The 26850-nt window shown below is 67.3% G+C and carries 28 protein-coding genes; 14 read left to right on the forward strand and 14 right to left on the reverse strand.

Annotation, left to right across the window (positions count from 1 at the left end; genetic code table 11):
- From KBZ13_RS15280 to KBZ13_RS15305, 6 genes are all read right to left on the reverse strand, one after another.
- A complete protein-coding gene (locus KBZ13_RS15280) occupies positions 1-1194 on the reverse strand; it encodes a TPR domain-containing glycosyltransferase (RefSeq protein WP_255010805.1) in 1194 nt (397 codons plus the stop codon).
- A gap of 63 nt (positions 1195-1257) precedes the next feature.
- The gene (locus KBZ13_RS15285; protein ID WP_255010749.1) at positions 1258-2202 is read right to left on the reverse strand and encodes a hypothetical protein; all 945 of its coding nucleotides are present in this window, start codon (positions 2200-2202) and stop codon (positions 1258-1260) included.
- Positions 2180-3067: a zeta toxin family protein gene (locus KBZ13_RS15290; protein WP_255010751.1), complete on the reverse strand. Its 888-nt coding sequence runs from the start codon at positions 3065-3067 to the stop codon at positions 2180-2182. The genes KBZ13_RS15285 and KBZ13_RS15290 overlap by 23 nt, the downstream gene beginning before the upstream one ends.
- A 70-nt stretch (positions 3068-3137) precedes the next feature.
- Entirely contained in the window at positions 3138-4763 is a 1626-nt protein-coding gene (locus KBZ13_RS15295) for a glycoside hydrolase family 3 protein (protein ID WP_255010753.1), read from the reverse strand.
- Positions 4747-5148 (reverse strand): 30S ribosome-binding factor RbfA, encoded by a 402-nt coding sequence (gene rbfA, locus KBZ13_RS15300; RefSeq protein ID WP_255010755.1) that lies wholly within the window; start codon positions 5146-5148, stop codon positions 4747-4749. Before rbfA ends, KBZ13_RS15295 begins: the two co-directional genes overlap by 17 nt.
- 2 nt (positions 5149-5150) lie before the next feature.
- On the reverse strand, positions 5151-5360 hold the full coding sequence (locus KBZ13_RS15305; RefSeq protein WP_255010757.1) for a DUF751 family protein: 210 nt from the start codon (positions 5358-5360) through the stop codon (positions 5151-5153).
- A gap of 65 nt (positions 5361-5425) precedes the next feature.
- Here KBZ13_RS15305 and KBZ13_RS15310 point away from each other — a divergent pair, with 65 nt between their 5' ends.
- Both KBZ13_RS15310 and KBZ13_RS15315 read left to right on the forward strand, forming a co-directional pair.
- Positions 5426-6148, forward strand: a complete 723-nt coding sequence (locus KBZ13_RS15310) for a glutathione S-transferase family protein (RefSeq protein ID WP_255010759.1) — start codon at positions 5426-5428, stop codon at positions 6146-6148.
- A gap of 10 nt (positions 6149-6158) precedes the next feature.
- On the forward strand, positions 6159-6422 hold the full coding sequence (locus tag KBZ13_RS15315; RefSeq protein ID WP_255010761.1) for a chlororespiratory reduction protein 7: 264 nt from the start codon (positions 6159-6161) through the stop codon (positions 6420-6422).
- On the opposite strand, the gene KBZ13_RS15320 is transcribed toward KBZ13_RS15315, so the two are convergent.
- On the reverse strand, positions 6419-7018 hold the full coding sequence (locus KBZ13_RS15320) for a shikimate kinase (RefSeq protein ID WP_255010763.1): 600 nt from the start codon (positions 7016-7018) through the stop codon (positions 6419-6421). The genes KBZ13_RS15315 and KBZ13_RS15320 overlap by 4 nt on opposite strands.
- 47 nt (positions 7019-7065) lie before the next feature.
- Here KBZ13_RS15320 and KBZ13_RS15325 point away from each other — a divergent pair, with 47 nt between their 5' ends.
- Together KBZ13_RS15325 and KBZ13_RS15330 are read left to right on the forward strand one after the other, a co-directional pair.
- The gene (locus KBZ13_RS15325; protein WP_255010765.1) at positions 7066-7977 is read left to right on the forward strand and encodes a 6-carboxytetrahydropterin synthase; all 912 of its coding nucleotides are present in this window, start codon (positions 7066-7068) and stop codon (positions 7975-7977) included.
- A complete protein-coding gene (locus KBZ13_RS15330; protein ID WP_255010767.1) occupies positions 7974-8702 on the forward strand; it encodes a RibD family protein in 729 nt (242 codons plus the stop codon). Before KBZ13_RS15325 ends, KBZ13_RS15330 begins: the two co-directional genes overlap by 4 nt.
- Here the strand turns inward: KBZ13_RS15330 and KBZ13_RS15335 are convergent.
- On the reverse strand, positions 8656-9093 hold the full coding sequence (locus KBZ13_RS15335) for a hypothetical protein (protein WP_255010769.1): 438 nt from the start codon (positions 9091-9093) through the stop codon (positions 8656-8658). The two genes, KBZ13_RS15330 and KBZ13_RS15335, sit on opposite strands and share 47 nt — an antisense overlap.
- A gap of 8 nt (positions 9094-9101) precedes the next feature.
- Between KBZ13_RS15335 and KBZ13_RS15340 the strand changes: the two genes are divergently transcribed.
- Positions 9102-10283, forward strand: a complete 1182-nt coding sequence (locus KBZ13_RS15340) for a GNAT family N-acetyltransferase (RefSeq protein WP_255010771.1) — start codon at positions 9102-9104, stop codon at positions 10281-10283.
- Between the two features lie 9 nt (positions 10284-10292).
- Complete coding sequence (locus KBZ13_RS15345; protein WP_255010773.1) at positions 10293-10679, forward strand: DUF4346 domain-containing protein; 387 nt, start codon at positions 10293-10295, stop codon at positions 10677-10679.
- 3 nt (positions 10680-10682) lie between these two features.
- Here KBZ13_RS15345 and KBZ13_RS15350 read toward each other — a convergent pair whose 3' ends face one another.
- Positions 10683-12293, reverse strand: coding sequence for a B12-binding domain-containing radical SAM protein (locus KBZ13_RS15350; protein WP_255010807.1), 1611 nt, complete (start codon positions 12291-12293; stop codon positions 10683-10685).
- Positions 12294-12442: 149 nt separating this feature from the next.
- Between KBZ13_RS15350 and KBZ13_RS15845 the strand changes: the two genes are divergently transcribed.
- Positions 12443-12535: a cytochrome B6 gene (locus KBZ13_RS15845; RefSeq protein WP_409995674.1), complete on the forward strand. Its 93-nt coding sequence runs from the start codon at positions 12443-12445 to the stop codon at positions 12533-12535.
- 30 nt (positions 12536-12565) lie between these two features.
- On the opposite strand, the gene KBZ13_RS15355 is transcribed toward KBZ13_RS15845, so the two are convergent.
- Positions 12566-13783, reverse strand: a complete 1218-nt coding sequence (locus KBZ13_RS15355; RefSeq protein ID WP_255010809.1) for an MFS transporter — start codon at positions 13781-13783, stop codon at positions 12566-12568.
- Between the two features lie 5 nt (positions 13784-13788).
- Positions 13789-15195, reverse strand: coding sequence for a 30S ribosomal protein S12 methylthiotransferase RimO (gene rimO, locus KBZ13_RS15360; protein WP_255010775.1), 1407 nt, complete (start codon positions 15193-15195; stop codon positions 13789-13791).
- A gap of 83 nt (positions 15196-15278) precedes the next feature.
- Between rimO and KBZ13_RS15365 the strand changes: the two genes are divergently transcribed.
- Positions 15279-16058 carry a BtpA/SgcQ family protein gene (locus tag KBZ13_RS15365; protein ID WP_255010784.1) on the forward strand — a complete coding sequence of 260 codons (780 nt, stop codon included), beginning with the start codon at positions 15279-15281 and terminating at the stop codon, positions 16056-16058.
- A gap of 16 nt (positions 16059-16074) precedes the next feature.
- Positions 16075-17016: a vitamin K epoxide reductase family protein gene (locus KBZ13_RS15370; RefSeq protein WP_255010786.1), complete on the forward strand. Its 942-nt coding sequence runs from the start codon at positions 16075-16077 to the stop codon at positions 17014-17016.
- On the opposite strand, the gene nadB is transcribed toward KBZ13_RS15370, so the two are convergent.
- The 3 genes from nadB to KBZ13_RS15385 all read right to left on the reverse strand — a co-directional run bounded on the left by nadB (position 16985) and on the right by KBZ13_RS15385 (position 19911).
- Positions 16985-18673 (reverse strand): L-aspartate oxidase, encoded by a 1689-nt coding sequence (gene nadB, locus KBZ13_RS15375; RefSeq protein WP_255010788.1) that lies wholly within the window; start codon positions 18671-18673, stop codon positions 16985-16987. The two genes, KBZ13_RS15370 and nadB, sit on opposite strands and share 32 nt — an antisense overlap.
- A gap of 69 nt (positions 18674-18742) precedes the next feature.
- Complete coding sequence (gene psbU / locus KBZ13_RS15380) at positions 18743-19120, reverse strand: photosystem II complex extrinsic protein PsbU (RefSeq protein ID WP_255010790.1); 378 nt, start codon at positions 19118-19120, stop codon at positions 18743-18745.
- A 152-nt stretch (positions 19121-19272) separates the two neighbouring features.
- The gene (locus KBZ13_RS15385; protein WP_255010792.1) at positions 19273-19911 is read right to left on the reverse strand and encodes a DUF3120 domain-containing protein; all 639 of its coding nucleotides are present in this window, start codon (positions 19909-19911) and stop codon (positions 19273-19275) included.
- 252 nt (positions 19912-20163) lie between these two features.
- Here KBZ13_RS15385 and KBZ13_RS15390 point away from each other — a divergent pair, with 252 nt between their 5' ends.
- From KBZ13_RS15390 to KBZ13_RS15410, 5 genes are all read left to right on the forward strand, one after another.
- Positions 20164-21012, forward strand: coding sequence for an undecaprenyl-diphosphate phosphatase (locus KBZ13_RS15390; RefSeq protein ID WP_255010794.1), 849 nt, complete (start codon positions 20164-20166; stop codon positions 21010-21012).
- 24 nt (positions 21013-21036) lie between these two features.
- On the forward strand, positions 21037-22425 hold the full coding sequence (locus tag KBZ13_RS15395) for a TIGR03279 family radical SAM protein (RefSeq protein WP_255010796.1): 1389 nt from the start codon (positions 21037-21039) through the stop codon (positions 22423-22425).
- A gap of 248 nt (positions 22426-22673) precedes the next feature.
- Complete coding sequence (locus tag KBZ13_RS15400; protein ID WP_409995676.1) at positions 22674-24308, forward strand: TolC family protein; 1635 nt, start codon at positions 22674-22676, stop codon at positions 24306-24308.
- Positions 24309-24389: 81 nt separating this feature from the next.
- Entirely contained in the window at positions 24390-25760 is a 1371-nt protein-coding gene (locus KBZ13_RS15405; RefSeq protein WP_255010800.1) for a BCD family MFS transporter, read from the forward strand.
- Positions 25757-26563: an inositol monophosphatase family protein gene (locus KBZ13_RS15410; RefSeq protein WP_255010802.1), complete on the forward strand. Its 807-nt coding sequence runs from the start codon at positions 25757-25759 to the stop codon at positions 26561-26563. Before KBZ13_RS15405 ends, KBZ13_RS15410 begins: the two co-directional genes overlap by 4 nt.
- The last annotated feature ends 287 nt before the right edge of the window (positions 26564-26850 follow it).

Raw genomic sequence — 26850 nt, forward strand, 5'->3', positions numbered from 1 at the left:
TCAGGCCTCCAGCTTGACCATGGCGCCCGCCTGCTCGCGCAGTTTTCCGGCTTCCTCGCCACGTCCCTGCTGCTGCAGCAGGGCGATCGCCCGGCGGAAGCTTGCGCGGGCCGCGTCGATGTTGCCCCCCAGCAGCTGGGCCACCGCCAGGTTCTGCTGGGCTTCGGCGTAGTCGGGAGCCAGCTCCAGCGCGCGCCCGTAGGCCCCCAGCGCACCGGCGATGTCCCCCTGGCGCCGCCGGATCAGGCCGAGGTTGTACCAGCCCAGGGCCACCTCGGGGGCCACCGCCGTGGCCGTTTCGGTGAGGCGCTCCGCCTCTTCGGGGCGACCCTGCTCAAGCAACTGGGCCGCCAGGTTGAGCCGGGCCGCCAGGGTGAGGCGCGGGTTCAGGGGCTGCTCCAGGGCCTGGCGGTAGAGGGCTTCGGCGGCGGCGGGATCGGCGGCGCTGCGGGCCATCGCCAGGTGCAGCAGCAGTTCGTAGCGTTCCGGGTGGGCCCCGGTGGGGCAGTGCACCAGCCCCCTTTCCAGCAACTCCAGACCGCGCGCGCGGTTGCCTGTGCTGATCTCCAGGCCGCCAAGCTTGGCGCAGACGTAGGGGTCACCCGGTCGCTCAAGCAACTCCCGCTCCATCGCCTCGCGCAGGCGAGCGGCCTTGTTGCCGCTGGCCAGCAGTTCGGGCCGGTAGCCGGAGTGCAGCAGGGCCGGTTCGGGGCAGTCCGCGAGCCGCCAGTGGGGCTCGGCGGCCAGCAGTTCGCTGACGCTGTCGTCCACCATGGCGTGGTAGGCCCGGCTCCAGCGGATCGCCGGATGGCGCCGGAACAGGCGACTGACGCTGGAATAGGGCGACTGCTGGGAGCCCAGCTCGTGGCGGAGCAGGTTGATCAGCAGCACGTTGGGCTGGGCCATCAGGGCCCGCAGCGGCGAGCGGGCTTCGGGCCGCAGCTGCTCATCGGCATCGAGCACCAGCACCCAGTCGCCGCTCACATGCTCGAGGGCCTGGTTGCGTGCGGGAGCGAAATCCCCGGGCCAGGGGAGTTCGTGCACCACGGCGCCCTGGGCGCGGGCGATGGCCACCGTGCTGTCGCTTGAGCCGGTGTCGATGATCACCATCTCATCGACAAAGCCCTGGACCGCCTCAAGACAGGCGCCAAGGCGCTCCGCCTCGTCGCGCACGATCATCGAGAGGCTGAGCATCGGCGGCAGGGGCACATCAAGAGAGCCTAGGGGCCGTGTCCGCGGGGCCTGGGCCCCACCTGCTCAGCCGCTGGCGACCCTGGGGCGGATGAAGCGCTGCGTGACCCCGGCCACGATCAATCCGAGGCTCAGGGCAGTGACCGCCGTGAACGGTTCCCCCAGGAAGACGGCGGCACTCAGGATCGTGACGATGATGCTGCCGCTGCCTGTCAGGGCCACCTGGCTCACGCTGAACAGGCGGCCGCTGATCTGGCGCAGCACTTCGGTGCCAAGACTGAGGGTGATGCCATAGACAACAATCACCCAGAAGACCCACCAGGTTTGAAGCAGCAGAAAATGTTGGGGCCCGTATTGCTGGTACGCGATGACGGCAAAGACGATGGCTCCAGCCAGATTGGATAGCCCGACGGTCAGGCCACGGGATAGCTGGTAAACAGCCATCTTGCGTCGGATGCAGTTGCGAAGGGATGTGGCCAGCACAGAGACGAAGGCCCAGGCGAGGCCGATCCAGTCGTCCATGCTCATCATTCCCCTCGATGCACCGAACAGGATTCCGATCAATAATCCGCCGAGAATCAGAACCAGGCTCAGAGCGAAGCGCTGAGGCAGTTGTTCCTTCAGCCAGAACAGCGCCAGGAATCCAGAAGCGGGCAGGGTCAGGGAGAACAGCAGCGTCTGGGTGATCACCGAGAGGTGATCCAGTGAGAGGTAGAACGCCAAGGGCGCCAGGAAACAGCCCAGGAATGAATCGGCGGCCACGGCTCTTGAGGCCGCAGGGCTGATGGTGCGGATCTCCCTCCAGACAACCCTGGGCTCGGCGCTCAGCAGCGCAATCCCGACCATCGACTGGGCGATGAAAAAGACATTGCAGAAGCTGATCGGATTCTCGCCACCGACGGGATGGCTGGCACCGAACAGTTGCAATCCCTTCAGCACCGTGCTGCGCAGCCCGGAAACAAGCCCATAACCGAGCAGGATCAGGGGCTCAGAGTTGTTCTGGTGCGGCACTCTGCCCACGGATGGCCGGTTGCTCCTGTTGGGTACCCATGGGCAGGCGGATTGGATTGGTCGGCTTCGCTTGACGGCCGGGCAAGGGATCGCCCTGGCTCCAGAGAACCCTGCCGGTGAGGCCATCCACCTGGATGGAGCCATTCGCCCTCGGGGCCAGCTGCCTGAACACGGCCACACCGCGTTGATAAAAGGCCTTCACAATCGAGCGCGGCACATAACGGCCGCTGGACTGATAGCGCTCCAGCACCCGTTGCTGGCTGAGGTGCTCCGGGATCAGAACTTGCACGATAAAGATTCGGTAACCATTATCTTTTAAAGATCCAATCAGTTCCTGATAGCGATCTGCATTGGTCATTGTTCCATCGTAGATCACATTCAGCCGACAGGGTCTGGCAATAGCCTCTAACTGCATGGCGACGATGTCGCGGACCTCATCTTGAGTGGCATTGGCGTTCCAGCCCCGATACTCCGGTAACGCTTCGCGGACCTCATCGGCATCGATCCGGTAGCTGCTCTGCAGAACCGAAGCGGGGATGTGCCGCTTCAGCCAGGTGGTTTTGCCGGCTCCCGGCGGGCCTCCGGTGAGAAGGGCAAACGGAGGCCCCACCGCTACGCAAGGCTTCCTTGACCGGGCCGTTCGGATGATCTCCTCGTGGAGTTTTTGGCGTTCGGGTGAATAGTTGCTTCCGCTGAAGTAAGTGCTCTTGGTTGTGGGGAGCGCGAGCAGGCAGCGCTCCAGCCAGTCAATCGCTGCGGGCTGGATATCGGGTTGGCCGGAGCGGTTCAGCCGTTGGCAGCGTTCTCCAGGTGGCGGATCAGCGGCAACCGGAGCAGCGCGCCCCACCGGGCTGGTGAGCGCCACGGCCAGGGCAGTGGCCAGGGCGCTCGGCAGGGTGACCCAGCGCTGGTGTTGGACTTGCTGGGTCATGAGCTCAGTCTGTGAAGCCCCCCTCGAGGCCGCCCCCCGCCAACCCCAGGCGATCGAGAAGCAGGGCCTGGGCCAGGGGCATCTGCCCCGGGCAGTAGGCCGCCGGCAGCCCTTTCGGCAGCAACGGTCGGATCGCCTGCCACAGGTAGGGGCTGCCGTAGATGGCCAGCCCCGCCAGCCTGCCGGCACCCAGCAGCTGGTGCACCACAGCGGGCCAGGGTTCCTCGCCGCCGGCGCTGCCGCGGAAGGGGTTGCCCCGCACGAACAGCTGCAGCAGCACCGGACCCGGTGCCAGGCGATCGACGGCCAAAGGTGCTGCCGCCTCGCCGCTCCAGGGGCTTGGGCTGCGGCCATCGATCAGGCAGGCGGCGTAGCCGTTGCGGGCTGGCCGCTGCAGGGCCGGTGCCATCAACGGCAGGAAGGGATTGGCCAGGACACTGTCCACACGGATCAGGTTCAGGCCCGGACCCGGAGGCAGTCCCGGGCGGCCCTGGCTCAGCAGGCTCACGGCCACCAGCTCCCTGGCCAGGGCAAGCTCCGCGCTTGATTCGATCCCCTCCAGAGCTTCAGGGGCGGTTGGATCGCTGGGCGGGGCGGCCACCCGAGCGAGGGCCCGCTCGCGCCGTCCCAGGCTCTGCTCCAGTCGCGCACGGCTGATCCGGCCGCTGGCGAGCGCCTCCAGCAGGGCGTTGATCGCGGCGTCGGCATCGGCGGGCATCAGCAGCAGATCGGCCCCGGCCTCAAAGGCCAGCACCGCCGCTTCTCCGGCGCCCCAGCGCGCGGCAATCGCCTCCATCACCAGGGCATCGGTGACCACCAGCCCACCGAAGCCCAGCTCCCGGCGCAGCAGCTGCTCCAGCACCAGCGGTGAGAGGGTGGCGGGGCGGTCTGGATCCAGCTCCGGCAGAAGCAGGTGGCCGGTCATCACCGTGGCGACGCCCGCTTCGATGGCGGCGCGAAACGGCGGCAGCTCCACCGCTTCCAGCCGCCTGCGGCCATGGGGCAGCCGTGGCAGCTCCAGGTGCGAGTCGCTGTCGGTGTCGCCGTGGCCGGGGAAATGCTTGGCGCAACCCAGCACCCCCTCGGCCTGGGCGCCGGCGATGAAGGCGGCCACCAGCTGGCCGGCCGTGACGGGATCCTCCCCCCAGGCCCGCACATTGATCACCGGGTTGGCCGGGTTGTTGTTGACATCGCAGACCGGCGCCAGGACCCAGTTCAGGCCCAGCAGGCGGGCCTGGCGACCGGTGCAGTGCCCATAGGCGCTGGCCAGGGCGATCGCCCGGGCTGGATCGCTGGCGTGGAGCAGGCCGAGGGCCAGGGGAGGGGGCAGCCAGCTAGCCCCCTCGAAGCGTTGGCCGACCCCTTCCTCCACATCGGCGCAGAGCAGCAGGGACTGGCCCGCCCAGCGCTGGAGCTGGTCGGTGCGAAGGCGCAGTTCGCTGGCGCTGCCGCCCAGTAGGATCACCCCGCCCACCCCCTGGCCCAGCAGCCGCTTGAGTTCGGCGTTGGGCAGCTCCCAGCGGGGATAGCGGCGCTGGCCATCGCCCAGATGGCCGCTGCATCGCACCACCAGCAGCCGGGCCACCTGCTGCGCCAGAGAGAGCTGTCGCCTGTCAGGCGTCGAGGTCATCACTGCCGGGCGGGACCTCCCCTCTCTCCTGCCGCTGGCGCCCGAGCTGGTTGAGCAGTCCCAGCACGGCGGTGCCTTTCTCGAGGCTGCGATCGAGCAGGAAGGCCACCTCGGGGGTGCGGCGCATGCTGAGGCGCCGGCTCAGTTCGCCTTTGACGTAGGGGGCCGCCGCCCGCAGGCCGGCCAGGGCCTGGTCGCGGTCCTCCTCGCTGCCGAAGATGCTCACGAAGACCTTGCAGTGCTGCAGGTCGCCCGCCACGTCCACCGCGGTGACGCTGACCATCCCCAGCCCCACCCGTTCGTCCTTGATGCCGGTGATCAGCAGCTCGCTGATCTCGCGGCGAATCGAGGCCGCCACCCGCTCCACCCTGCGGCTCATTGCCATGGCTATGCCAGCGGTGCGGCCGGATTCACCATGGCACGCAGCACCAGAACCAGGCTCACCAGGCCGCTGACCAGGGCGCCGATCAAGGCGACGGCGGTGACGGGATTGCGGGTACGAGCGAGCAGGGGCTGGAGCACCGAATCCAGTACCCCCAGCCCCAGGGCCACCAGGTAACGCGGATAGCGCGTCACGTTGATGAAAAAGTCCTTCATGGCCTGGGCGAGCGCGGTGACGCGAAGCTGCTGGCTACTCTGCCGCCCAAAGGCCCACCCTGGCGATGCCTGAGCTCCACCAGTTCAAACACTCCGCCTTCTGCGAGAAGGTGCGCCTGGTCCTTGCGGCCAAAGGCATCGACTACACGGTGGTGGAGGTGACGCCGGGCCTGGGTCAGTTCGAGCTGTTCCGCCTCTCAGGCCAGAAGCAGGTGCCGGTGCTGGTGGACGGCGGTGAGGTGATCGCCGATTCGACGGCCATCTGCCTCCACCTGGAGCGCACCGTTCCTGAGCCGCCCCTGTTGCCTTTGGACGATTTCGAGCACGCCCGTGAGCGGGCCCAGGTGTTGCTGCTCGAAGACTGGGCCGACACCGCCCTGGCGGCCGGAGTTCGCCTGGCCCTGTTGCGGGCCGCCGTGGCCGATCCGGCCCTGCGCACCGCCCTGTTGCCTGAGTCCACTCCTGGAGCCCTGCGCTCCCTGGTGGGGGCCTTCCCGGGTGATCTGCTGGCCGGTGTCGGTCAGGTGGTCGGTCGCTCTCAGGATCAGCAGCTGGTGGCCAGCCTCGAGCAGTTGGCGGTGCTGGTGGCGGGTGAGGGCCACCTGGTCGGTCAGCGGCTCTCCCTGGCCGATCTGGCGGTGGCCGCGCAGCTCTCCCTGATCAAGTTCCCCGCCAGTGTCGGGGCCCCCCTGGCGGGCCGCGGCGTGCCGGGGCTGGCCGATTCGCCTCTGCTGGCGCCGTTGTTCGCCTGGCGCGATCGGCTCTACGCCCAGCTTGCCCGTAGCTGAACCCCCACCGATGTCCGATCCACTGCTGCGGGAGCTCGACCACTACGTGGTGCTGGAGCCGGGGATTGAGGAACGGATCCTCTCGGCCGCCGAGACCGTCACCTGGCTCGCCGCTCAGCTCGCTTCCCTGGGCGCCGTGCCCACCGACCTGGCCGACCTGGGCACCGATGCGCTGCGGGCCGGGCGTCTGCTGGACACCGCCTGTGAACTGGAGCTGGAGCCCGGCTGCGCCGTGCAGTGGTTCGCGGTGCGCCTGGAGCCGCCCGGCTCCTAGGGCGCCGGTGCCACGGGACGCTCTTTGAGCACCGCCGGCAGGGCCTCCAGCACCTGCTGGGCCACCGCCTCGGGCGGGCCGCCCGCCTGGACGATGTGCAGATCCGCCTGGGCGTAGAGGGGCCGCCGCGCCTGCAGCAGCTCGATCAGGCGCCGTTCGGGCTCGGGCCCCGCCAGCAGCGGCCGGGGGGTGGGATCGGCCCGCAGTCGCCCGAGCAGCAGCTCGGCCGGGGCATCCAGCCAGATCACCACGCCCTGCTGCAGCTCCCCCCAGTTGCTCGGCCGGGTCACCACGCCGCCGCCGGTGGCGACCACCAGGGAATGCCAGCCGGCAATGCGATTGAGCACGGCGCTCTCGAGCTCGCGAAAGCCTGTCTCCCCCTCGCGCTCGAACAGCTCCGGGATCGGGCAGCCGGCCACCTGCTCAAGGGTGGTGTCGGCATCGAGAAAGCGGTAGCCCAGGGCCTCCGCCAGGGGGGCGCCGACGGCGCTCTTGCCGGCGCCCATCATTCCGACCAGATAGACGTTCAGACCCTGAAGTCGCTGGCGCAAGCTCTGGCCCATGGGCGTGGGGTCGGGACGGCTGGATTTGGCCATAGCACGGGACAACTTGCCTAGGATGCTGCCTTAACTCCCAGCTTGAGATGACGGCAGTGGCTGCCCACGGCAAAGGCAGGGGCTGTGTGATCACCCGGCGGGCCACCTTCAGTGCCAGTCACCTGTACTGGCTGCCGGAGCTGAGCGCTGAAGAAAACCAGGCTCGCTTCGGCCGCTGTGCCCTGGCCCCGGGCCACGGCCACAACTACGAGTTGGTGGTGGCCATGGGGGGGGCGCTCGACGCCGACGGCATGGTGCTCAACCTCTCGGATGTGAAACAGGCCATCCGCCGGGAGGTCACCGATCCGCTCGACTTCCGCTTCCTCAATGAGACCTGGCCGGAGTTCGACCTGGGCACCCCCGGAGGGCGCCTGCCCACCACCGAGGCCCTGGCCCAGGCGATCTGGAGCCGGCTTGCCCCCCACCTGCCGCTGATGGGCCTGCGGCTCTACGAACAACCCACCCTCTGGGCCGACGTGCTCGGCAACCCCATGGAAGCCTTCCTTTCGATCCGCACCCACTTCGCCGCCGCCCACCGCCTGGCCCGTCCTGAGCTTTCGGCGGCCGAGAACGACGCCATCTACGGCAAATGCGCCAGGCCCCACGGCCACGGTCACAACTACCTGCTCGACGTCACGGTGCGCGGGGCGATCGATCCCCGCACCGGCATGGTCTGTGATCTGGCCGAGCTTCAGGGGATCGTGCAGGAGCTGGTGGTGGAACCCTTCGATCACACCTTCCTCAACAAAGACGTCGAGCATTTCGCCACCTGTGTGCCCACCGCCGAAAACATCGCCCTGCACATCGTCGATCGGCTTGCCGCTCCGATCGCCGCCACCGGGGCCCGCTTGCACAAGGTGCGGCTTCAGGAGAGCCCCAACAACGCCGCCGAGGTGTTCGCCGAAACCCCTCAACTGGAGATGCGCCCCCACGCCCTTGAGGTCCTGGCGGCTGTTTGAGTGAGCTGAGGCTGGTGCTGGCCGTCAGCCTCGATGGCCGGCTCGCCCCCGCCGAAGGGGGCCCTGCCCAGTTGGGCGGTGCGGGCGATCGGATCGCCCTGGAGCAGGCCCTGGCCTGGGCCGATGGGGCCCTGATCGGCGCCCAGACCCTGCGCTTGCACGGCAGCACCTGCCTGATCCGGCGCCCGGAGCTGCTGGAGGAGCGCCGCGGCGCTGGCCAGGGCGAGCAGCCCATTGCCTTGGTGGTGAGCCGCAGTGGTGCCATCGATCCCTCGCTGCCTTTCTTTCATCAACCCCTGGAGCGCTGGCTGCTCGCCCCTTTGGATGCACAGGTAACCGGGTTTGAGCGCAGGCTGGCCCTGGGGCCCTGGCCCGCGCTTCTGGGGCAGCTGGGGGCCCTGGGCCTCAACCGTCTGGTGGTGCTGGGGGGCGCCCGGCTGGCGGGCAGCTTGCTGCAGGAGGCGCTGGTGGATGAACTGCAGCTCACCCTTTGCCCGCAACTGCTGGGCGGCGCGCACAGCTGGCTGCCTCCAGGCACTGTCCTGCCGCTGGGCAACTGGGAGCTTCTTGAGCACCGGTCCCTGGGCGAGGGGGAGCTGCTGCTGCGTTACGGGCGGCGGCGGGAGCCAGGCTCCGCTGCGCCGAGCTCGGCAGCCGAGGCAGCTCCAACGAAGACAGCTACGACGAAGGGGCCGGCAGGCCGAAGCGGCGCTGCAGATCCTTGAGGGGCAGTTCCTGGAGGGTCTCGGGGGGCAGGTTCAACAGCTTGGCCACGCAGCGCTTGATCACCACCTCGCTGTCGTCGCCGATCCGGCCCGCGATCAGCTCACTGATCACCCCCAGGCTGCGGCCGCTGGCATCGGTTTCGTTGATCAGGCAGGTGCTGGCGGGGCCGGCCAGTTGCTGGCAGGGCCGCTGCAGAGATGTCTCCAGGCTTGCCACGCCGCCAGCGAGGGAGCGCAGGCAGAGCTGGTTGAGCCGTTGCTCCAGCTGGGGCCGCATCAGCATCAGCAGGGGTCGCAGCAGGCTGGCCCGGGCGGGCGGCGCCAGCGCCAGGCTCAGCAGGACAAGCCCGCTGGCTAGCGTTGAACCCCTAAGGCTTTGCCCCATCGCCATGCCCTTCGATGGCTGAGCTGCAGGCCCGTTGGCACCGGTCCATGGCGGAGTTTCACCAGGGGCCATGGCAGGCGCTCGTCGAGGCGTCAGGGCTTCCCTTCTACTCCTGGAATTGGCTCCAGGGCCTTGAGTCCTCCGGCAGCATCGTGGCCAGTGAGGGCTGGCAGCCCCTCCACCTCGGGATCTGGCGCGGCGAGGTGCTGATCGCCGTCGCACCGCTCTACCTGAAGGGCCACAGCTACGGAGAATTCGTCTTCGACCAGTCGTTCGCCCAGCTGGCGGGCCAGTTGGGGCTGCGCTACTACCCGAAGCTGCTGGGCATGAGCCCGGTGAGCCCGATCCAGGGCTACCGCTTCCACATCGCAGCTGGGGAAGATCAACTGGCGATCACGGCGTTGATGTTTCGCCTGATCGAGGAGTTCTGCCGCCAGAACGCTGTGCTCAGCTGCAACCTGCTCTCAGTGGATCCCGATTGGCTACCGCTGGTGGAGGCCTCTGGCTGGGCCCATTGGCTGAACCAGCGCAGCGAATGGACCAACAACGGCTTCAGCAGCTTCGACGACTACCTGGCGGGGTTCAACGCCAACCAGCGCCGCAACATCAAGCGTGAACGGCGCTCCGTCACCGAGGCCGGCCTCACCGTCACACCCCTGGTGGGGGAGGCGATCACGGAAGCTGCCCTGCTGCGCATGCACCGCTTCTACGCAGGCCATTGCAGCCGTTGGGGCGCCTGGGGCAGCAAATACCTCAGCGAAGCCTTCTTCACCTATGCCCATCGGCACCTGCGCGACAACCTGGTGCTGTTCAGTGCCCACCACGGCGACCCCAGCGACCCGGTGGCCATGTCGTTGTGCGTGTTCACCGATGACGACCTCTGGGGCCGTTACTGGGGCAGCGACCTTGAACTGGAGAACCTGCATTTCGAGGTTTGCTACTACGCCCCGATTGCCTGGGCGATCGAGCGGGGGCTGCGCCGCTTCGACCCTGGAGCCGGTGGAAGCCACAAGCGCCGGCGGGGGTTCCTGGCCCAGAGTCAGGTGAGCCTGCACCATTGGAGTGATCCGCGCTTCGGCTCGATCATCCGCCGCTGGTTGCCCGAGGCCAATGCGGCCCAGCTCGAGGAGATCGAGGCGGTCAACGCCGAACTCCCGTTCAGCCGCCGGGAGGTGCGCCTGGAGGCCCCTGCTTAGCATCGGGCCATGGCCACCCTCACCCCGTCCGACCGCCAGCGACTCGATGATGGGTTGTCGAAGCGGTTCATTGCCCTGGATCCCGCCGGGTACTTCGTGATTCGCGTGGATGGGGAGGCGGGGGAATTGGTGGCGGAACACTTCGGCAACGCCATCAACGACCAGGGGTTGGCCGTTGACCCGGAGAGTGGGGAGGTGATCGCCTGTCGCGGATCAGGGCCGCGCGAACCTCTGGCGACCTACCGGGGTCGCTCCGCCAAGGAGCTCGGCATCGCCCTCACTGAAACGGCGGCGCCAGCGCCCCTGAGCCGGCTCGACCATGCCCTCTATCTCGGCCGCGAACTGGCCCGAGCGGAGCGCTGCCTGGAGCAGGGAATCCCCTACGTACAGGACTGAGACCTAGGCCGGCTGGAGTTCGCGGCTGGGTTGGCGGGAGCTCTCCGGGGGCTCAGGGGGCAGGGAGGCCAGCTGCTGCTGAATCTCCCGGGTCACCACCCCGCGGTACTCCTGGAAATGCTCGTTATGGGCGAGGGTCACCAGGAACTGCTCCAGGTTGTCAGGATTTTTGCGGGCGATCGTGGCCAGGGCACGCCAGAAGCGGCCGCGGGTGTCGCGCTTGATCCCCTGGCGCCAGATCACGATCGAGAGGGCGCGGATGTCAGTCCAGGTGGGCAAGGTGGCTTTCCCGAAGGCCGCTTTTGGCACGAACTGCTGCCAGCGCGGTTTACCCATCTTCTGGTAGTAATGCGTGACCCGATCGATGTAGGCGTTGGGCTCGTAGAGCCGGCAGAAGGCATCGACGTATTCGTTGGCGATGTCACGGATCGGCCGGGTGGGCACGAAATTGAGCAGGTTGGTCTGGTTGACGCCCTTGGCATCGGCCTTCTCCTGGATGAGACGGCCTTCCTTTTCAAGGCGGTGCCAGAGACCCGTGTTCGGCAGGGCCTGAAGCATGCCCATCATCGCGGCGGGGATTCCGGTGCGGCTCACGAAGGTCACGATCCGGTCGCCGGCTCCGGTCTTCTCGCCGTCGAAGCCGATGATGAAGCCCGCCATCACGCGGATGCCATAGGACGTGATCCGGTCCACCGAATCCTCGAGGGAGCTGCGGGTGTTCTGGTGCTTGCCAGTCAACGAAAGGCTGGCTTCGTCGGGCGTCTCGATCCCGAGGAAGACGCTGTCGAAGCGGGCTTCCGCCATCATCTGCATCATCTCGTCGTCGGAGGCGAGATCCACCGAGGCTTCAGTGGCGAAACTGAACGGATAGTGATGGTCGATCTGCCATTGCTTGATGGCCGGCAGCAACAGTTTGGCGTTGCGCTTGTTGCCGATGAAATTGTCATCGACAAGGAAGATCGAACGTCTCCAGCCGAGGTCATAGAGAGCCTGCAATTCGGCAACTAGCTGCTCTGGTGCCTTGGTGCGCGGCTTGCGGCCGTAGAGCACGATAATGTCACAGAACTCGCATTGAAACGGGCAACCGCGCGAGAACTGAACGGACATTGAGTCGTAGGCATCGAGCTCGAGCAGATCGAAGCGCGGCACCGGGGTTCCGGTGACATCAGGCTTCTCTCCGTTGGAGCTGAAGCGACCACCGGTATCACCGCGTTCGATCGCTTCGATGAACATCGGCAAGGTGATCTCGCCTTCGTCGAGCACCTTGAAGTCGGCCAGATCGATTTCTGGGGCGTCGGGGGTGGAACTGGCAAAGGGACCGCCCACGGCCACCGGCAGGCCTCGCTGCTTGGCCTTGGCGATCTGCCGTTGCATGTCTTCCTTCTGGACGATCATTCCGGAGATGATCACCAGTTCGGCCCAGTTCCACTCCTCTTCGGTCACCTCCCTGACATTGCGATCGGCGAGCTTCATCTCCCAGCTCTGGGGCAGCAGGGCTGCCACCGTGACCAGCCCGAGCGGGGGCAGCAGAACCTTGCGGTTCACCAGCTCGAGGATCTTCTCGTAGCTCCAGAACGTTTTGGGAAATTCCGGGTAGATGAACAGGGCGCGCATTCCGTCCTGGCGGGGTGAATTCGAATGACGACGGCTGGACCAATCCAGGCGTGGCATCGGTAAAGGTATCGTCGCGTCACCTTAGGTGGTTCCGCCCTGGCCGGGGCCTGTTTCTGCTGTAATGGCGGGGTTGTGTTGCTCCGATCACCATGGCTGTGGCCCTCTACCTCGTGCTTGTTGTCGGCGGGTTGGCTACGGCGGCGGTGGTCTCCGGTGTGTTGCGCGGCATCCGCCTGATCTGAGCCCTGGCGCCCTGCCGCCGCCCAGTGAACTCAGGTTGCCGGCAGCAGACGCCTGCGGCCGTTTCGAGCCAGTTCCCACAGGCCCAGCACCAGGCCGAGGCTTCCCAGCAGGGCGAAGGTGGCCCTCAGTCCGATGCTGAGGCTGAGGCTCGCCGCCAGCAAACCGCTCAGACCGCCGCCGCCGAGAAAGGCAATCTGCCCCAGCCCCGCCATTCGCCCCCGCAGCACCACCGGGGAAGCCACCTGGGTGATCAGGTTGCTTCCCGCCAGCAACCCAGCCGTACCAGCCCCGATCACCAGGGCCATCGCAAGGCTGAAGGCCTGATTGAGCGCCAGGGCCATCCCCAGCTGGGCCAGGGCCGTCACCAGGGTGCAGACCCCCAGCAGCAGGCCAGGCCGCCGGCTGAGTTGGGCACTGTTGCGCTGCAGAACCACCCCGCCGCTGATGCTGCCCACGGCGATCACGCTGGTGAAGATCCCCAGGTCCTGGGGGCTGGAGCCCACCAGCTGGGCGGCCATCAGCGGGGCCAGTCCGGGGTGGAAGAAGCCCACCAGACAGGCCACGCCGGTGAACAGCAGCACATGGCGCAGGGCACCGCCGCAGTCGCGCCAGGCGCTGCCCAGGGATCCGCGGCTTCCGGCCTCGCTGCGCTGCTCCCGGTCGCGGTGGGGGTGGAGCAACCAGATCACCGTGGCGATCGGCAGCAGGTAGCTGGCGGCGTCGATGGCCAGGGCCGAGGTGGGCCCGGTCAGGGCCAGCAACCAGCCCCCGATCGGCGGGCCCACCAGCTTGCCCACGTTGAAGACCACCGAAAAGCTGGTGAGATAGGCAGGTAGCTGGTCCGGCTCATCCACCAGCAGAGCGCAGTACTTGTTGCGGGCGGTCAGTTCGAAGGAGCTGGCCAGCCCGACGATGAAGGTGCTCAGCAGCAACAGCGCCACCTGGGGGCCACCCTCGAGCAGCGGGATCGCCACGGCCCCCAGGGAGGCACCGACCACCAGTCCCCACTGGGCTCGAATCAGGATCCTTTCGCAGCCCAGGCGGTCGGTCCAGACTCCGGCCAGGCCACTCACCAGCAGCGTGGGCAGGGCCAGGGCACCGAAGTGCAGTGCCAGCATCAGCGGGTTGTGGCTCCCGTTCATCAAGATCCAGCCCTTGGCCGTGATCCCGGCGAACGAGCCCGCCGTGGACAGTCCCGATGCGATCAGGAAGGTGGTGCGTTGATGGCGGACGACCCAGCTGAGCAGAGGGCTCAAGCCCCACCCCGGTGGGCGGCAAGGGCCTCGTTCACCATCGCGGTTGCCCCGACCACCACCCCCTGCAGGTCGTAGGGGCCTGAGCCCGTGATCCGCACGGGAACCATCGTGCCCGGGGCAGCACAGAGTCCACCTTCACCCGGCAGCACCTGCACCTCCCCGTCCACATCCGGGGCAAAGCGGCCACAGCGGCCCAGCATGGCGCCGCTGGAGGGGTTCTCCTGCTCGATCAACACATCGACGATGCGGCCCACCCAGGCAGCATTGCGTGCGGCGGAAATCGGTTGCTGCAGGGCCATCAGCCGGTCTTTGCGCTCCTGGGCCAGCTCAGGCGGCACCGGATGGGGCAGGTCGGCGGCGGCGGTGCCGTCTTCAGGGGAGAAGGTGAACACGCCCACGTGGTCGAAGCGCTGTTCGGCCACGAATTCCAGCAGGTGCTCGAACTGCTCTTCGGTTTCCCCCGGGAACCCGACGATGAAGGTGGTGCGCAGCACGGCCTCCGGCAGTTGCTCCCGGATGCGCTTCAACAGTCCGCCGGTCACCCCCTCCTGCCAGGGACGGTTCATGGCCCGCAGCACCTCCGGATGGCTGTGCTGCAGGGGCAGATCCAGATACGGCAACACGTTGGGCACCTCCCGGTAGGCCGCCAGCACGTCGCTGGTGAGGCCCGTGGGGTAGGCGTAGTGGACCCGGATCCAGGGGATCTCCACCGCACCGAGCGCCCGCAGCAGCTCCGCCAGCTGGGGCTTGCCGTAGAGGTCGAGGCCGTAGTTGGTGGTGATCTGGCTGATCAGGATCAGTTCCTTCACGCCCTGGGCCGCCAGCTGCTGGGCTTCGGCCAGAATCGATTCGATCGGTCGCGAGCGTTGGTCGCCGCGCAGTTTGGGAATGATGCAGAAGGCGCAGCGGTAGTCGCAGCCTTCGGCCACCTTCAGGTAGGCCACGGCCTCGGAGGTGGTGCGGTAGCGGGGGAGGTGCTCGTCGGCCACGAAGGTGGGCACGGCGCTGACCTGGTTCACCCGCTCGCCCCCCTCGACCCGCTCCAGCACGCTGACGATGTGCTGGTAGTCGCCGGTGCCCACGATCGCCCGGGCCTCCGGCAGTGACTCCAGCAGTTCCTCCTGGAAGTGCTGGGCCAGGCAGCCGGCAATGATCAATTGCTTGCCCTGCTCCGCCAGCTCCACCAGCGTGCGCACCGATTCCTCCCGGGCGTCCTGGATGAAGCTGCAGGTGTTGACCACCACCACAGCGGCGTCGGTTTCGTCGGCGCTGACGCCATAACCGGCTTCCGCCAGCAGGCCGAGCATGTGTTCGGTGTCCACACGGTTCTTCTCGCAGCCCAGGTGGGCGAAGGCCACCGTCGGTTTGCTGGGGGTGGCGGGCTGGCCGGTGGCTGCGGTCATGGCACGGCGGGCTGATCGTTCACCCTATGGGACCAAAGGTGACGAGTTGTGCGATGGCTGCCCCCTGGCGTGCGTTGTTCCCCATGCCCTGCCCGCTGATCGGAGTGGTGCACCTGCAACCCTTGCCGGGCTCTCCGCTCTGGGCGGGGGATCTGGAGGCGGTGCAGGCGGCCGCCCTGGCCGATGCCCGGGCGTATCTCGAAGGCGGGGCCGATGGCCTGATCGTGGAGAACTTTGGCGATGCGCCGTTCTGGGGGGAGCGGGTGCCGCCGGAAACGGTGGCCTCGATGGCCCGGATCGCCACCGCCGTGGTGGGGGCCACACCCTTGCCCGTGGGTCTCAACGTGCTGCGCAACGATGCCCTGGCGGCCCTGGCGATCGCCCAGGCCAGCGGTGCCCGCTTCATCCGCGTGAACGTGCTCACCGGCGCCACCGTCACCGACCAGGGGTTGCTGCAGGGGCCCGCCGCCGAGCTGCTGCGCCGCCGCCGGCTGCTGGGGGCCGAAGGGATTCGGATCCTGGCGGATGTGCTGGTGAAGCACGGCGCCCCCCTGGCCCCGTTGACGATTGAAGAGGCGGTGCGCGACGTGCTGGCCCGAGGCGGGGCCGACGGGGTGATTGTCTCCGGCAGCGGCACGGGCCAGCCCACCTCCCTGGACGACCTGCGGCGTGCCCGAGCGGTCGCCGCCGGTGCCCCGGTGCTGATCGGCAGCGGCGCCAGGGCCGAAACCATGGCGTCCCTGGCGGCCGCCTGCGATGGGGTGATCGCCGGCACCGCCCTCAAGCAGGAGGGCCTGGTCCATCGGCCGGTGGAGGCGGCCCGGGTGGAGGCACTCCGGCTCCTGCTGCCACAATCGCCTTAGCGACGCCGCTTCAGCTTTGACCACCAACCGCCTGAACACCCGTCTGGGCAGCCGCCGCCGCGGCAGTGATCCCGGCCGCCGTTGGGCTCGGGTGGTGATCGCCGTGCTGGCCACGGTCGGCGCGATCGACACCGGTGCGATCACCCTGAAGAAATGGGGGCTCCTCGGGGGCCTGACCTGCGCCAAGGAGGGATTGTTCGGCTGCAATGGCTGCGAACAGGTGCTCTCCAGCGGCTGGGGCACGGTGTTGGGGCAGCCCCTGTCGCTGTTTGGCTTCCTGGCCTACGCCAGTGTGCTGCTGCTGGCGGTGGTGCCCCTGGTGATCAAGGGGGAGGCCAAGGCCAGGCTCACAGACGCCAGTTGGTGGGGCCTGGTTCTGATCAGCACCGGCATGGCGGTGTTCAGCTCGGTGCTGATCGGGGTGATGCTTTTTGCGATCAAGAGTTGCTGTCCGTTCTGCATCCTCTCGGCGGTGCTGAGCCTCTCTCTCCTGGTGCTCAGCCTGGTGGGCGGCGAGTGGGAGGACCGGGGCCAGCTGCTGTTCCGTGGCATCCTCCTGGCGCTGGTGGTGGGCTTGATGTCCCTCGGTTGGGCGGCTTCGGTGAATAAGCCGGCGGTGTTGGCCACCAAGGGGGTGCCGATGGCGGTCGTCCGTCAGAGCACCCCTGAGACCCTGGCTCTGGCAGAGCATCTCAACGCTGGAGGCGCTGTGATGTACTCCGCCTGGTGGTGCCCCCACTGCCATGAGCAGAAGGAGCTGTTCGGCAAGCAGGCCACGGCGAAGCTCAAGATCGTGGAGTGTGCCCCCGATGGTCAGAACAGCCAGCGGGAGCTCTGCGAGCAGAAGAAGATCGAGGGCTTCCCCAGCTGGGAGATCAAGGGCAGCCTCAGCTCCGGGGTCAAGAGCCTCAAGGAACTCGCCAAGCTCAGCGGCTATTCGGGGCCTGTGAGCCCTTGAACGGCGCCCCCAGCGGGGCCGTGGCCATCGGCTCGTCCCGGTGCTGCAGGCTGTGGCGGGCCCAGAACGGCTGGCTCGCCGGTGCATCGAGGCGAAAGTGGCCGCCTCGGCTCTCCTGACGGAAGGCGGCCGCCTCCAACAGCAGCCTCGCCAGCACAAGCTGCTGGCTCAGTTCGTGTTGATCAAGCAGGGTCCTGACGTCCTGGGGTTCCAGCTCCAGCTGCTCGCCTGGATTCAGGCCAGCCACCGAGTGGTGGGAGCCGCCTGCCCAGGCGGGGCCAGCCTGCTCCCCCAGCATTCGCAGGCTCCGCCGCAGCTGCCCCCCGTCCCGTTCCACCCCCGCCACCCGCCAGCAGAGGCTGCGCAGGGCATCAAGACCCAGCTGAGCGCCAGCAGCTGGGCGCAGAACTGAGCTGGCGCTCAGGTGGTGACAGGGTTCCTGGCCTGGGCCCGGGGTCTGGGTCGCCAGCTCGATCCGCCGAAGCTGCCGGGCGAAGACCAGGCATTCCATCAGGGAGTTGCTGGCCAGCCGGTTGGCCCCGTGCACCCCCGTGCAGGCCACCTCACCGACGGCGTAGAGCCCCTTGAGGCTGGTGCTGGCGTCCAGATCGGTGCTCACACCACCCATCCAATAGTGGGCGGCGGGGGCCACGGGGATCGGCTCCCGCAAAGGCTCCAGCCCCAGCTCCCGGCAGCGCCTCAGGATCGTCGGGAACTGGCGTGCCAAGCGGTCTTCCCCCACCGGGCGCAGGTCGAGCCAGACGTGATCCAGCCGCTGGTCCTGCATGCAGCGCACCAGGGCGCGGCTGACCTGATCTCGGGGGGCGAGATCCCCTCCCGCCAGGCGGCCCACGGGGCTGTGGCCGTGGGGGTCCAGCAGCCGGGCTCCCTCGCCCCGCACCGCCTCGGAGATCAAGAAGTGGGGCGCCCCCGGCAGCATCAGAGCGGTGGGGTGAAACTGAACGAACTCCAGATCGCGCAGCACCGCTCCGGCCTGCCAGGCCATCACCACCCCGTCACCGGTGGCCTGGGGGGGGTTGGTGGTGTTGGCGAATAGGTGAGCGCCCCCGCCGCTGGCCAGCACCACCGCCCCGGCCCGTAGCCAGCGCAGCCGCGGGCCTTCGAGGACCTGCAATCCCTGGCAACGACCGCCCTCGACCCAGAGCGAAAGCGCCGCCACCCCCTTGCGCTGCACCAGGCCCGGCCGTCTGAGCACCTCGCGCTCGAGGGCATCCACCAGCGCCCCTCCGGTGCGGTCCTGGGCGTGGAGCACGCGCCGGTGGCTGTGGGCGGCCTCCAAGGTGGTGCTCAGGTGTTCGCCGTCACGGTCGAAATCCATCCCGAGTTGCAGCAGCCGCTCGACGCAGGCGGGGGCCTCGCGCACCAGAAGAGCGACGGCCTCGGGATCGCACAGGCCGCCACCGGCCCGCAGGGTGTCCTCCTGGTGGCTGGCGAAACTGTCCTCGGGCCTGGTCACCGCGGCGATGCCCCCCTGGGCCCAGCGGCTGGCGGATCGAGGGGCGGCGTCCTTGCTCAGGAGCAGCACCCGCAAGTCCGCCGGCAACTCCAGGCAGGCCATCAGACCGGCGGCGCCGCCGCCGATCACCACCACATCCCAGCTGGTCGAGAGCGGCGAACTGGAAGCCTGCTCAGCCATGGTCGCCACGAAAAAAGCCGCCGGGAGCAAGGCCCGACGGCTTGATGAGGGAGCCAGAAGAACGCTGGATCAGCGGTAGACACCGTCGTTGATCCGATCAAAACCTTCGTTCAAGGCGATCGAGGGGGGAGTGACCGTGAAGTTGGCCTTGTATTTCTCGAACAGCTCCTTCTGACGGGACGTCAGTTCCAGCTTGAGCACGTCGTCCACGTTGTCGTAGGGCCCGCCCAGCACGATCTTGCCGGCCAGGGTGGGATAAAGGCCAGGGAACTGCTGGAAGGCGCGCACCGAGGAGTTGTTGAGATCAACCTTGTCGCCCCGTTCGGCCATCTTGTCGTCGGCGATGTTGCGCAGCTCCGCCGCCTGGGCGGCGGGAGGAAGCAGGAGGGTGAGCAGCAGGCTGGCCATCACCACGCCACTCATGAGCCACGACAGCAGGCGTTTCATCGCAAAAACTCCGATCCAAACAGCGAGCAATGTGGCCGCAAAGCAACCATCAAACCAACGCTACAGGTGCGCTGCATGGGACCAGCCCAGGGGCGGAAGGCTTTTGCAGAACTTCAATCGGGCGGCTCCCCTGGAGCGCGGTGCGACGGCGATCAGACCAGGCCGCTGAGCTTCGGGGCCAGCAAGGCAGCCCCGAGAAACAGGCCATCCACGGCCACGGTGGTGGCCAGGGCGGCTGCAGCGATGTGCCAGGCCCTGTCCCGATGACCCCGCCAGGCCCAGTGGCAGCCTGCGCCGAGGGCGGCGGCCACGCCCAGCACCAGCAGCAGGCAGGGCGGTTGAAGCACGACCTGGGCGGCCGTTTGCAACAGCAACGCCGCCTGGTCGGGGGGAGCCTGGACCACCGCGGGCCAGAGACGGATCACGCCGATGAGGGCCATCACGGCATCGGTGCAGGCGGTGCCCAGCAGCGAAGCGAGATAGAAACTGCAGGCCATGCGCCAACGACCGCCCAGACCGGTGAGAGCCAGGGGCAGGGCGAAGGCCTCGATCGGCAGGTGCCAGAGGGGATGCTCCCGGCACCAGCCCCAGAACAGGCACCCCGCCAGCCAGCTGCCGCTAAAGCCCACCAGCAAGGGGCCCGAGGTTTTCCAGGTCCCCCGTCCGAAGCGTTCCAGGCCCAGGCCGAGCAGCAGCAGCGGCAGGGTGAACAGGGCCGCGCTGAAGGGTTGAAGACGCACCCAGGGTGCCTGCAGAAACACCGGCAGCAGCACCAGAAGTGCTGCCAGCATGGGCAGGGAGTCGCGCTGACTAGAGAGTCGGACCGCCCTTGTTTGCGGGGCCGGAGGGGCCAGTGTGCGAGTGGACAAGGCCTCGGGCCGCTGTCGGGAGGGGGGAGGAGCCAGGGTCCCGAACACCAGGAACATGAAGAAAGGTGTTCAACCTTAAGGGAGTCCCTGGCTCTGCCATCAGCGCCCGTCGCCATAGGGTCGGATCAACCACACGCTTCTCCGGTGCCGATTTCCGCCCTTACGCCAGCTCCCATGCTTGACCTGGCAACGGCCTGCTGGCATTTCCTGGTGCTTGGGGTGGTGCAGGGGCTGACCGAGTTCCTGCCGATCAGCAGCACGGCCCACCTCAAGGTGGTGCCTGTGCTGCTGGGTTGGGGCGATCCCGGGGTGGCCGTCACCGCTGTGATCCAGCTGGGCAGCATCGTCGCTGTGATCGCCTATTTCTGGCGTGATCTGGCTCTGGTGCTGGCGGGGGTGGCCAAGGCCTTCCGGGAGGGCAGTTGGGGTTCCACCGAAGCCCGGCTGGGTCTGGCGATCGCCATCGGCACCCTGCCGATCCTCGTGGCGGCGGCGGTGATCAAGAAACTGGTGCCCGATTTCGACCACTCGCCCCTGCGCAGCATCAGCTCGATCGCCATCGCCTCGATCGTGATGGCCCTGTTGCTGGCGCTGGCGGAGCGCTTTGGCCAGCGCCTCAAGCAGATCTCCCAGGTGCGCGGTCTCGATGGCCTGCTGGTGGGGCTGGCCCAGGCCCTGGCCTTGATTCCCGGTGTCTCCCGCTCCGGCAGCACGCTCACCGCCTCCCTCTTCGATGGCTGGCGCCGGGAGGATGCGGCCCGTTTCTCCTTTCTGCTGGGCATTCCTGCCATCACCCTGGCGGGGCTGGTGGAGCTCAAATCTGCCTTCAGCGTGCCGATCGCCGGCGGGGCGCTGCCGTTGTTGATCGGTGTGGTCTCCGCTGGCCTGGTTTCCTGGTGGGCGATCGCCTGGCTGCTCAAGTACCTGCAGAAGCACAGCACCTGGATCTTCGTGGGATACCGCCTGGTGTTCGGGCTGCTGCTGCTGGTCTGGACATCCCAGGTCGCGGCGGTCCCAAACTGAACCCCATCGCCCCAGCTCCGCCCCGTGTGGATTGAACCCTCCGCCGGAGTCGCCCTCGCCGCCGGCCAAGACCAACGGCTCCCCGCCCCTGCGGTGGTGGCCTCGGTGGAGCCGGGCTCCATCGGAGAGGAGCTGGGCTTTGAGCCCGGGGACCGACTGCTCAGCATCAATGGGAGCCGGCCGCGCGACCTGATCGATTACCAGGTGCTCAGTGCCGCCGAGGAACTGACCCTGGAGGTGGAGGATCCCAGCGGTGAACGGCACCTGCTCGAGATCGAGAAGGACCTCGACGACGGTCTCGGCCTGGGATTCACAGAGGCGCTCTTCGATGGCCTGCGCCAGTGCAACAACCACTGCGCCTTCTGCTTCATCGACCAGCAGCCTCCGGGCCAGCGCGCCAGCCTCTACCTCAAGGACGACGATTACCGCCTGAGTTTTCTCTACGGCTCCTACCTGACCCTCACCAACCTCGCCGCCGCCGACTGGCAGCGGATCGAGGAGCAGCGCCTTTCACCCCTGTTCGTCTCGGTCCATGCCACGGATCCCAAGTTGCGACAGCAGCTCCTGGTGAACCCCCGGGCGGGCCTGTTGATGGAGCAGTTGGGCTGGTTCGCCGAGCGCCGGCTGCAGATCCACGCCCAGGTGGTGGTCTGTCCGGGCCGGAACGACGGTGCGGCCCTGGAGCGCACCCTGCGGGATCTGGCGAGCCTGGCCAGTGGCCAGTGGCCGGCGGTGCTCTCGGCGGCGGTGGTTCCGGTGGGTCTGACGCGCTTTCGCCCCGACGGCGACGGGCTGATTCCCGTGGATCGGGCCTGCGCCCGGCGGGTGATCGAGTTGGTGGAGGCCCTGCAGCGAGAGTTTGAACCCCAGCTCCAGAGCCGCTTCACCTGGCTTTCCGATGAGTGGTACCTAATCGCCGGGCGCCCGTTGCCACCGCGCAGCAGTTACGAAGATTTGCCGCAACAGGAGAACGGCGTGGGGAGCATCCGAGCCTTTCTGGAGGCCCTGGATCATGCGACGCGGGAGTTGCCCGCCGCCCTGGAGCGGCCCCGTCGGTTGAGCTGGGTGGTGGGCCAACTGGTGGCCGAGGCCCTGCAGCCGGTGGTCGATCGGCTCAACCGGGTGGAGGGTCTGGAGCTTCGCCTCTATGGATTGCCGAGTCCCTACTGGGGCCAAGATCAAGTGGTGACAGGCCTTTTGACCGGTTCTGATCTGCTGGCGGGACTGGCCGGAAAGGACTTGGGGGAGGAGTTGCTTCTGCCGTCGGTGATGTTGCGACAGGGACAGCCGGTGTTCCTTGATGATCTAACCCTTGCTGAGATTCAGGAACGTTTGGTGGTGCCCATCAACCTTCTGAAGGGGGCGGATGATCTCGTGGCCGCCTGCCTGGTGTGTTCGCCGCAAACTCATTAAACTCAGCGTGCATATTTTGAAGGTATCTGGTGAGACGCTCGCTGTTGGCAGTTACTGCCTTGACCGGTACCTGTCTTGTCAGTGTGCAGCCGCTCGTTGCCTTCGCTCAGCCCACCAAGGAGCCCCAAGAGCTGTCAGCCGCCCGTGGTGGCGTTGAGATTCCGCCGCTGCCCCAGCTGATTGCCGAGGCCCCGTCTCCAACGGTGATTCCGGTGGTGGGCCAAGCCGCCACGCCAGCCGTTGCACCGGTGGCCGCCCTGGATGCTCCCCCGCCGCTGCTTGATCCCCCGCCCCAGGTGCTGCCCCTGGCTCCCAAAGTCAAGGGCCCCAGGCCCAAGTCCAACCCGGATGTGCTCGCCCCTGCCGCCACCAAGGTGCTTCCTGGGTTGGAGCGTCTCGTTGCCCCGAACTCCCTGGCCCTTCCCACCAAGCCCGAGCAAGTGGTGATCCGGGCGCTGCGGCCCCTGGGCCTGGTGGATGTCGAGAACCTGGTGGAGGTCAACAATTCAGACCTCAAGGCCGTCGCCTCCCAGGTGGACCAGGCCAAATCCAACCTGCGGGCTCAGATTTCCTCCTGGTACCCAAACATCCAGCTCACGGCCCAGAGCTTCCCCCAGCTGTTCAATCAGGAGTCCTACACCAGCCGCCCCAATGGCGGGTCTTTCTTTGCCGATGGCCTCACCCAAACCAAGCTGATCGGGGGGGCCGGCACGGTTGGAATCACCTGGGGTCTGATCAATCCCCAGCGCGTTCCCCAGGTCGCCGCCGCCCGCGACCGCTACGAGAAAGCCAAGAACCAGTACCTCATCGCGCTCCGGGAAAAGAGGCTTGAAGCCGCTCAGCGCTACTTCGACCTTCAGCTCTCCGATGATCAGGTGCGCATCGGCCAGCAGTCCGTGCGGGCCTCACTGGTGAGCCTGCGGGATGCCAGGGCCCGCTATCAGGCCGGCGTAGCCACCAAGCTGGAGGTTCTTGAAGCAGAAACCCAACTGGCCCGCGACCAGCAGCTGCTCAACGGTGGCCTGGCCCAGCAGGCCATCGCCCGCCGGGCCCTGGCGGCCCTGCTCAACCTTCCCCAGAACGTCACCCCCACCGCCAAGGAGCCCCTGCGTGCCCTGGGCGTCTGGACCCCATCCCTCCAGGAGAGCATCGTGGCGGCCTATGCCTTCCGCGAAGAGCTCGATAATGCCCTGCTTGACATCTCCGTGTCCAACAGTGATGCCAACGCTGAAAAGGGCCGCGTGCAGCCGTTCCTGAACATCTTCAACAACTTCGGGTTGTCGCGCAACCGCGGGGTGGTCGACCCCAACGGTTTGAACACGATCAACACCACGAACATGAACGGCTATCAATACCAGGTCAACAACGCCGTCGGTCTGAACCTCAGCTGGAACCTGTTCGATGGGGGCCGTGCCAACGCCGAGGCCCGCCGCTTCAAGCAGCAGGCCGAGCAGAACACCTATCTGTTCGCCTCCCAACGCGATGCCATCCGGCTGCAGGTGGAGGACAGCTTCTACAGGCTGCTCCAGAACAACCGCAACATCCAGACCACCTCCCGCCAGGTGATCTCGGCCAGGGAATCCCTGCGTCTGGCCCGGTTGCGTTTCCAGGCCGGCGTCACCACCCAGCGGGAGGTGGTTGACAACCAGCGGGACCTGACCCAGGCCGAAGTGGCCTACTCCTCCGCTCTGGCCGACTACAACCGCCAGTTGGCTGAGATCCGTCGCCGCACGGGCCTCGATCAGATTGTGACCTGTCAACCCCGCTCCCTGCCGTCCACCATGCCTGACAACGGCGTCAACGTGCCGGTGCCCCCCGAGCCCCTGTTGCCCGCCTGCCTGGCCTCGTTCAAGTCCGCCGCCGGCGGGCCCCTGGGGCCCTAGGTGGCCTGCATTCTGCTGTTGTTCGAGTAAGCCGTGGCCCCCTCCGCCATGGCCCCTACGTACCCCCAGGTTTCCAGCGGAATGAAACTGCATCAGGTCCTTCGGCTCGGTCTGTTTCAGGCCTGCCTCGGTGCCTTGGCGGTGATCTTCGCCGGCCTGCTCAACAGGATCATGATCACGGAGCTCGGCATGCCCGCGGTCCTCGTGGGCGGGGCCTTGGCCTTTGAGCAGTTCATGGCCCCCACTCGGGTGTTGTTCGGCCATGTCTCCGATGCCCGTCCCCTGGGGGGGCGCCACCGAACGCCTTACATCTGGATCGGCACACTGCTGTTCACCGGTTTGGCGGTGCTGGCCGTGCCGCTCATCTTTCAGGTGGCGTCGGCGTTTAATGGCGGCAGTCCAGGAGCCATGGCTGCTGGAGCCGCCGGGCTCTGCGCTCTCTTCGCCGCTTACGGCATTGGAATTTCCCTTGCCACCACCCCCTATCTCGCCCTGGTGATCGATCGCACCAGCGAGGCAGAGCGGCCCAGGGCGGTGAGTGTGATCTGGTCGATGCTCACCGTTGGCATCGTGGTGGGGGCCATCGCCATCAGCCTCAGCCTCAAGGGTCTCGATGGCGTGACCGATCCGGCCGTGCTGAAACCGGTGTTGCTGGCCTTCATCGCCAAGGCGGCCCTGATCGTGGTGGCGCTGACCCTGGTGGCCACCTGGGGGCTCGAAACTCCCCGTGGACCGTCGACCCTCAGCCGCGCCAACGAGCGCGACGATGCCGTCACACTTGCCCAGGCCTGGCAGTTGATCACCTGCAGCCGCCAGGTGCTGATCTTCTTCTTGTTTCTGGTGTTGTTCACCCTGGGGCTTTTTCTGCAGGATCCGATCCTCGAGAGCTACGGCGCCGAGGTCTTCGCCCTGCCGATCGCCGCCACGGCCGCGCTCAACGCCTTCTGGGGCGTGGGCACCCTGGTGGGTCTGGTGTTGGCGGGCCTGCTGATCGTGCCTTGGCTGGGTAAGTTCGCCACGGCGCGCCTGGGTTGTCGTCTGATCGTTGCGACGTTGCTGTTGCTGGTGGTCGCGGGCAGTCTTGCCAGTGTTCCGTTGCTGCGTGTGGCGATGGTGCTCTTCGGCCTCGCTGCGGGCATCGGTACCAATGGCGCCCTCTGCCTGATGCTCGATCTCACCCTCCCCGAGGTGGCCGGTACCTTCGTTGGGGTCTGGGGTCTGGCCCAGGCCCTCTCGCGGGCTGTCGGCAAGGTGGCGGGGGGGGCTCTGCTCGACTTCGGACGCTGGCTGCTCCCTGGTCACGGACCCTTTGGCGCCTATGCCCTGGTGTTGCTGCTGGAAGTGTTCGTTGCCCTGGGTGCCCTCGTGCTGCTGGAGCGCGTCGACCTGCAGCAGTTCCGCCAGGACACCGGCCGCCGCCTCGCCCACGTTCTCTCCCTGGAGCTCGGATGACCACCACCCTTGCCACCTATCCACCTGAGCTGGCTCGGCTGGAAACCCTGGTGGATGCGGTCGCGGACCGCCAGCGTCAGGATTTTGGCCACATGGCCTCCGAGGCCAAGGCCGACGGAAGCCTGATCACCGCTTGCGACCGCTGGAGCGATGAAACCATCGTGCGCGGTCTTGGCGACGCCTTCCCTGGGGAGGGGGTGCTGAGCGAGGAGGGGGACCAGCACGTGCCCATCAGCTCGGCTTACTGGGTCGTCGATCCCCTCGATGGCACCACCAATTTTGCTGCCGGCATTCCCTACTGGGCGATCTCGATTGCCCGCTTCGAGGGGGGACTGCCCGTGTGGGCCGTGCTGGATGTGCCCCCCCTGCGCCAGCGGATCATCGCCGTGCGAGGTCAGGGGGCCTGGCGCAACGGCAAGCTGCTGCAGCCCCCATCGCGACAGGCCGATGTGGCGGGGTGCGCCTCCCTGTGCAGCCGCTCCATCGGCGTTCTCCAGAAACTTCCCGACCGCCGCTTCCCCGGCAAGATCCGCTTGCTGGGCGTGGCCAGCTTGAACCTGGTGAGCGTTGCGATGGGGCAGACCGTTGCCGCCCTTGAGGCCACTCCGAAGATCTGGGATCTGGCGGCGGCCTGGCTTGTGCTCACGGAGCTTGAGTGCCCGATCCGCTGGCTGCTGATCGATCCCCAGGATCAGGCGCCTGGGGCCAATTTGGCCCATACCGACTATCCGGTGCTGGCGGCCCGCAGCGACTCCACGCTCGAGACCTTCCTCCCGTGGGCCAAGGCTCTGGTGGCTGGCTGAAGCCTGTGATACAGTTTTGGACTGCGCACCACCGAGAGGCGGAGCGCGGAGCCGAAAGCAGCGGATGGCGAGAGCCGATCGATGTTGTAGGTTGAAAAGGCGGTTGAGAGATCGCCGAGCCGGATGCCCTGAGAGGGGCGAACGGAGCACCTGGACAACCAAAAAGTTTAGGAACTGACGCTTTTGCTGCGTCATGTCTGCTTTGAACTGAAGGCGCTGATCCGTTTGGGTTGAGCGCTAAGGGGAGGAGCAAGATGTGGCCGAATAGCAGCAAAGGTGTGAGGTCC

Origin of the sequence: Cyanobium sp. ATX 6F1 (assembly GCF_024346315.1) — a bacterium.
GTDB lineage: Bacteria > Cyanobacteriota > Cyanobacteriia > PCC-6307 > Cyanobiaceae > ATX-6F1.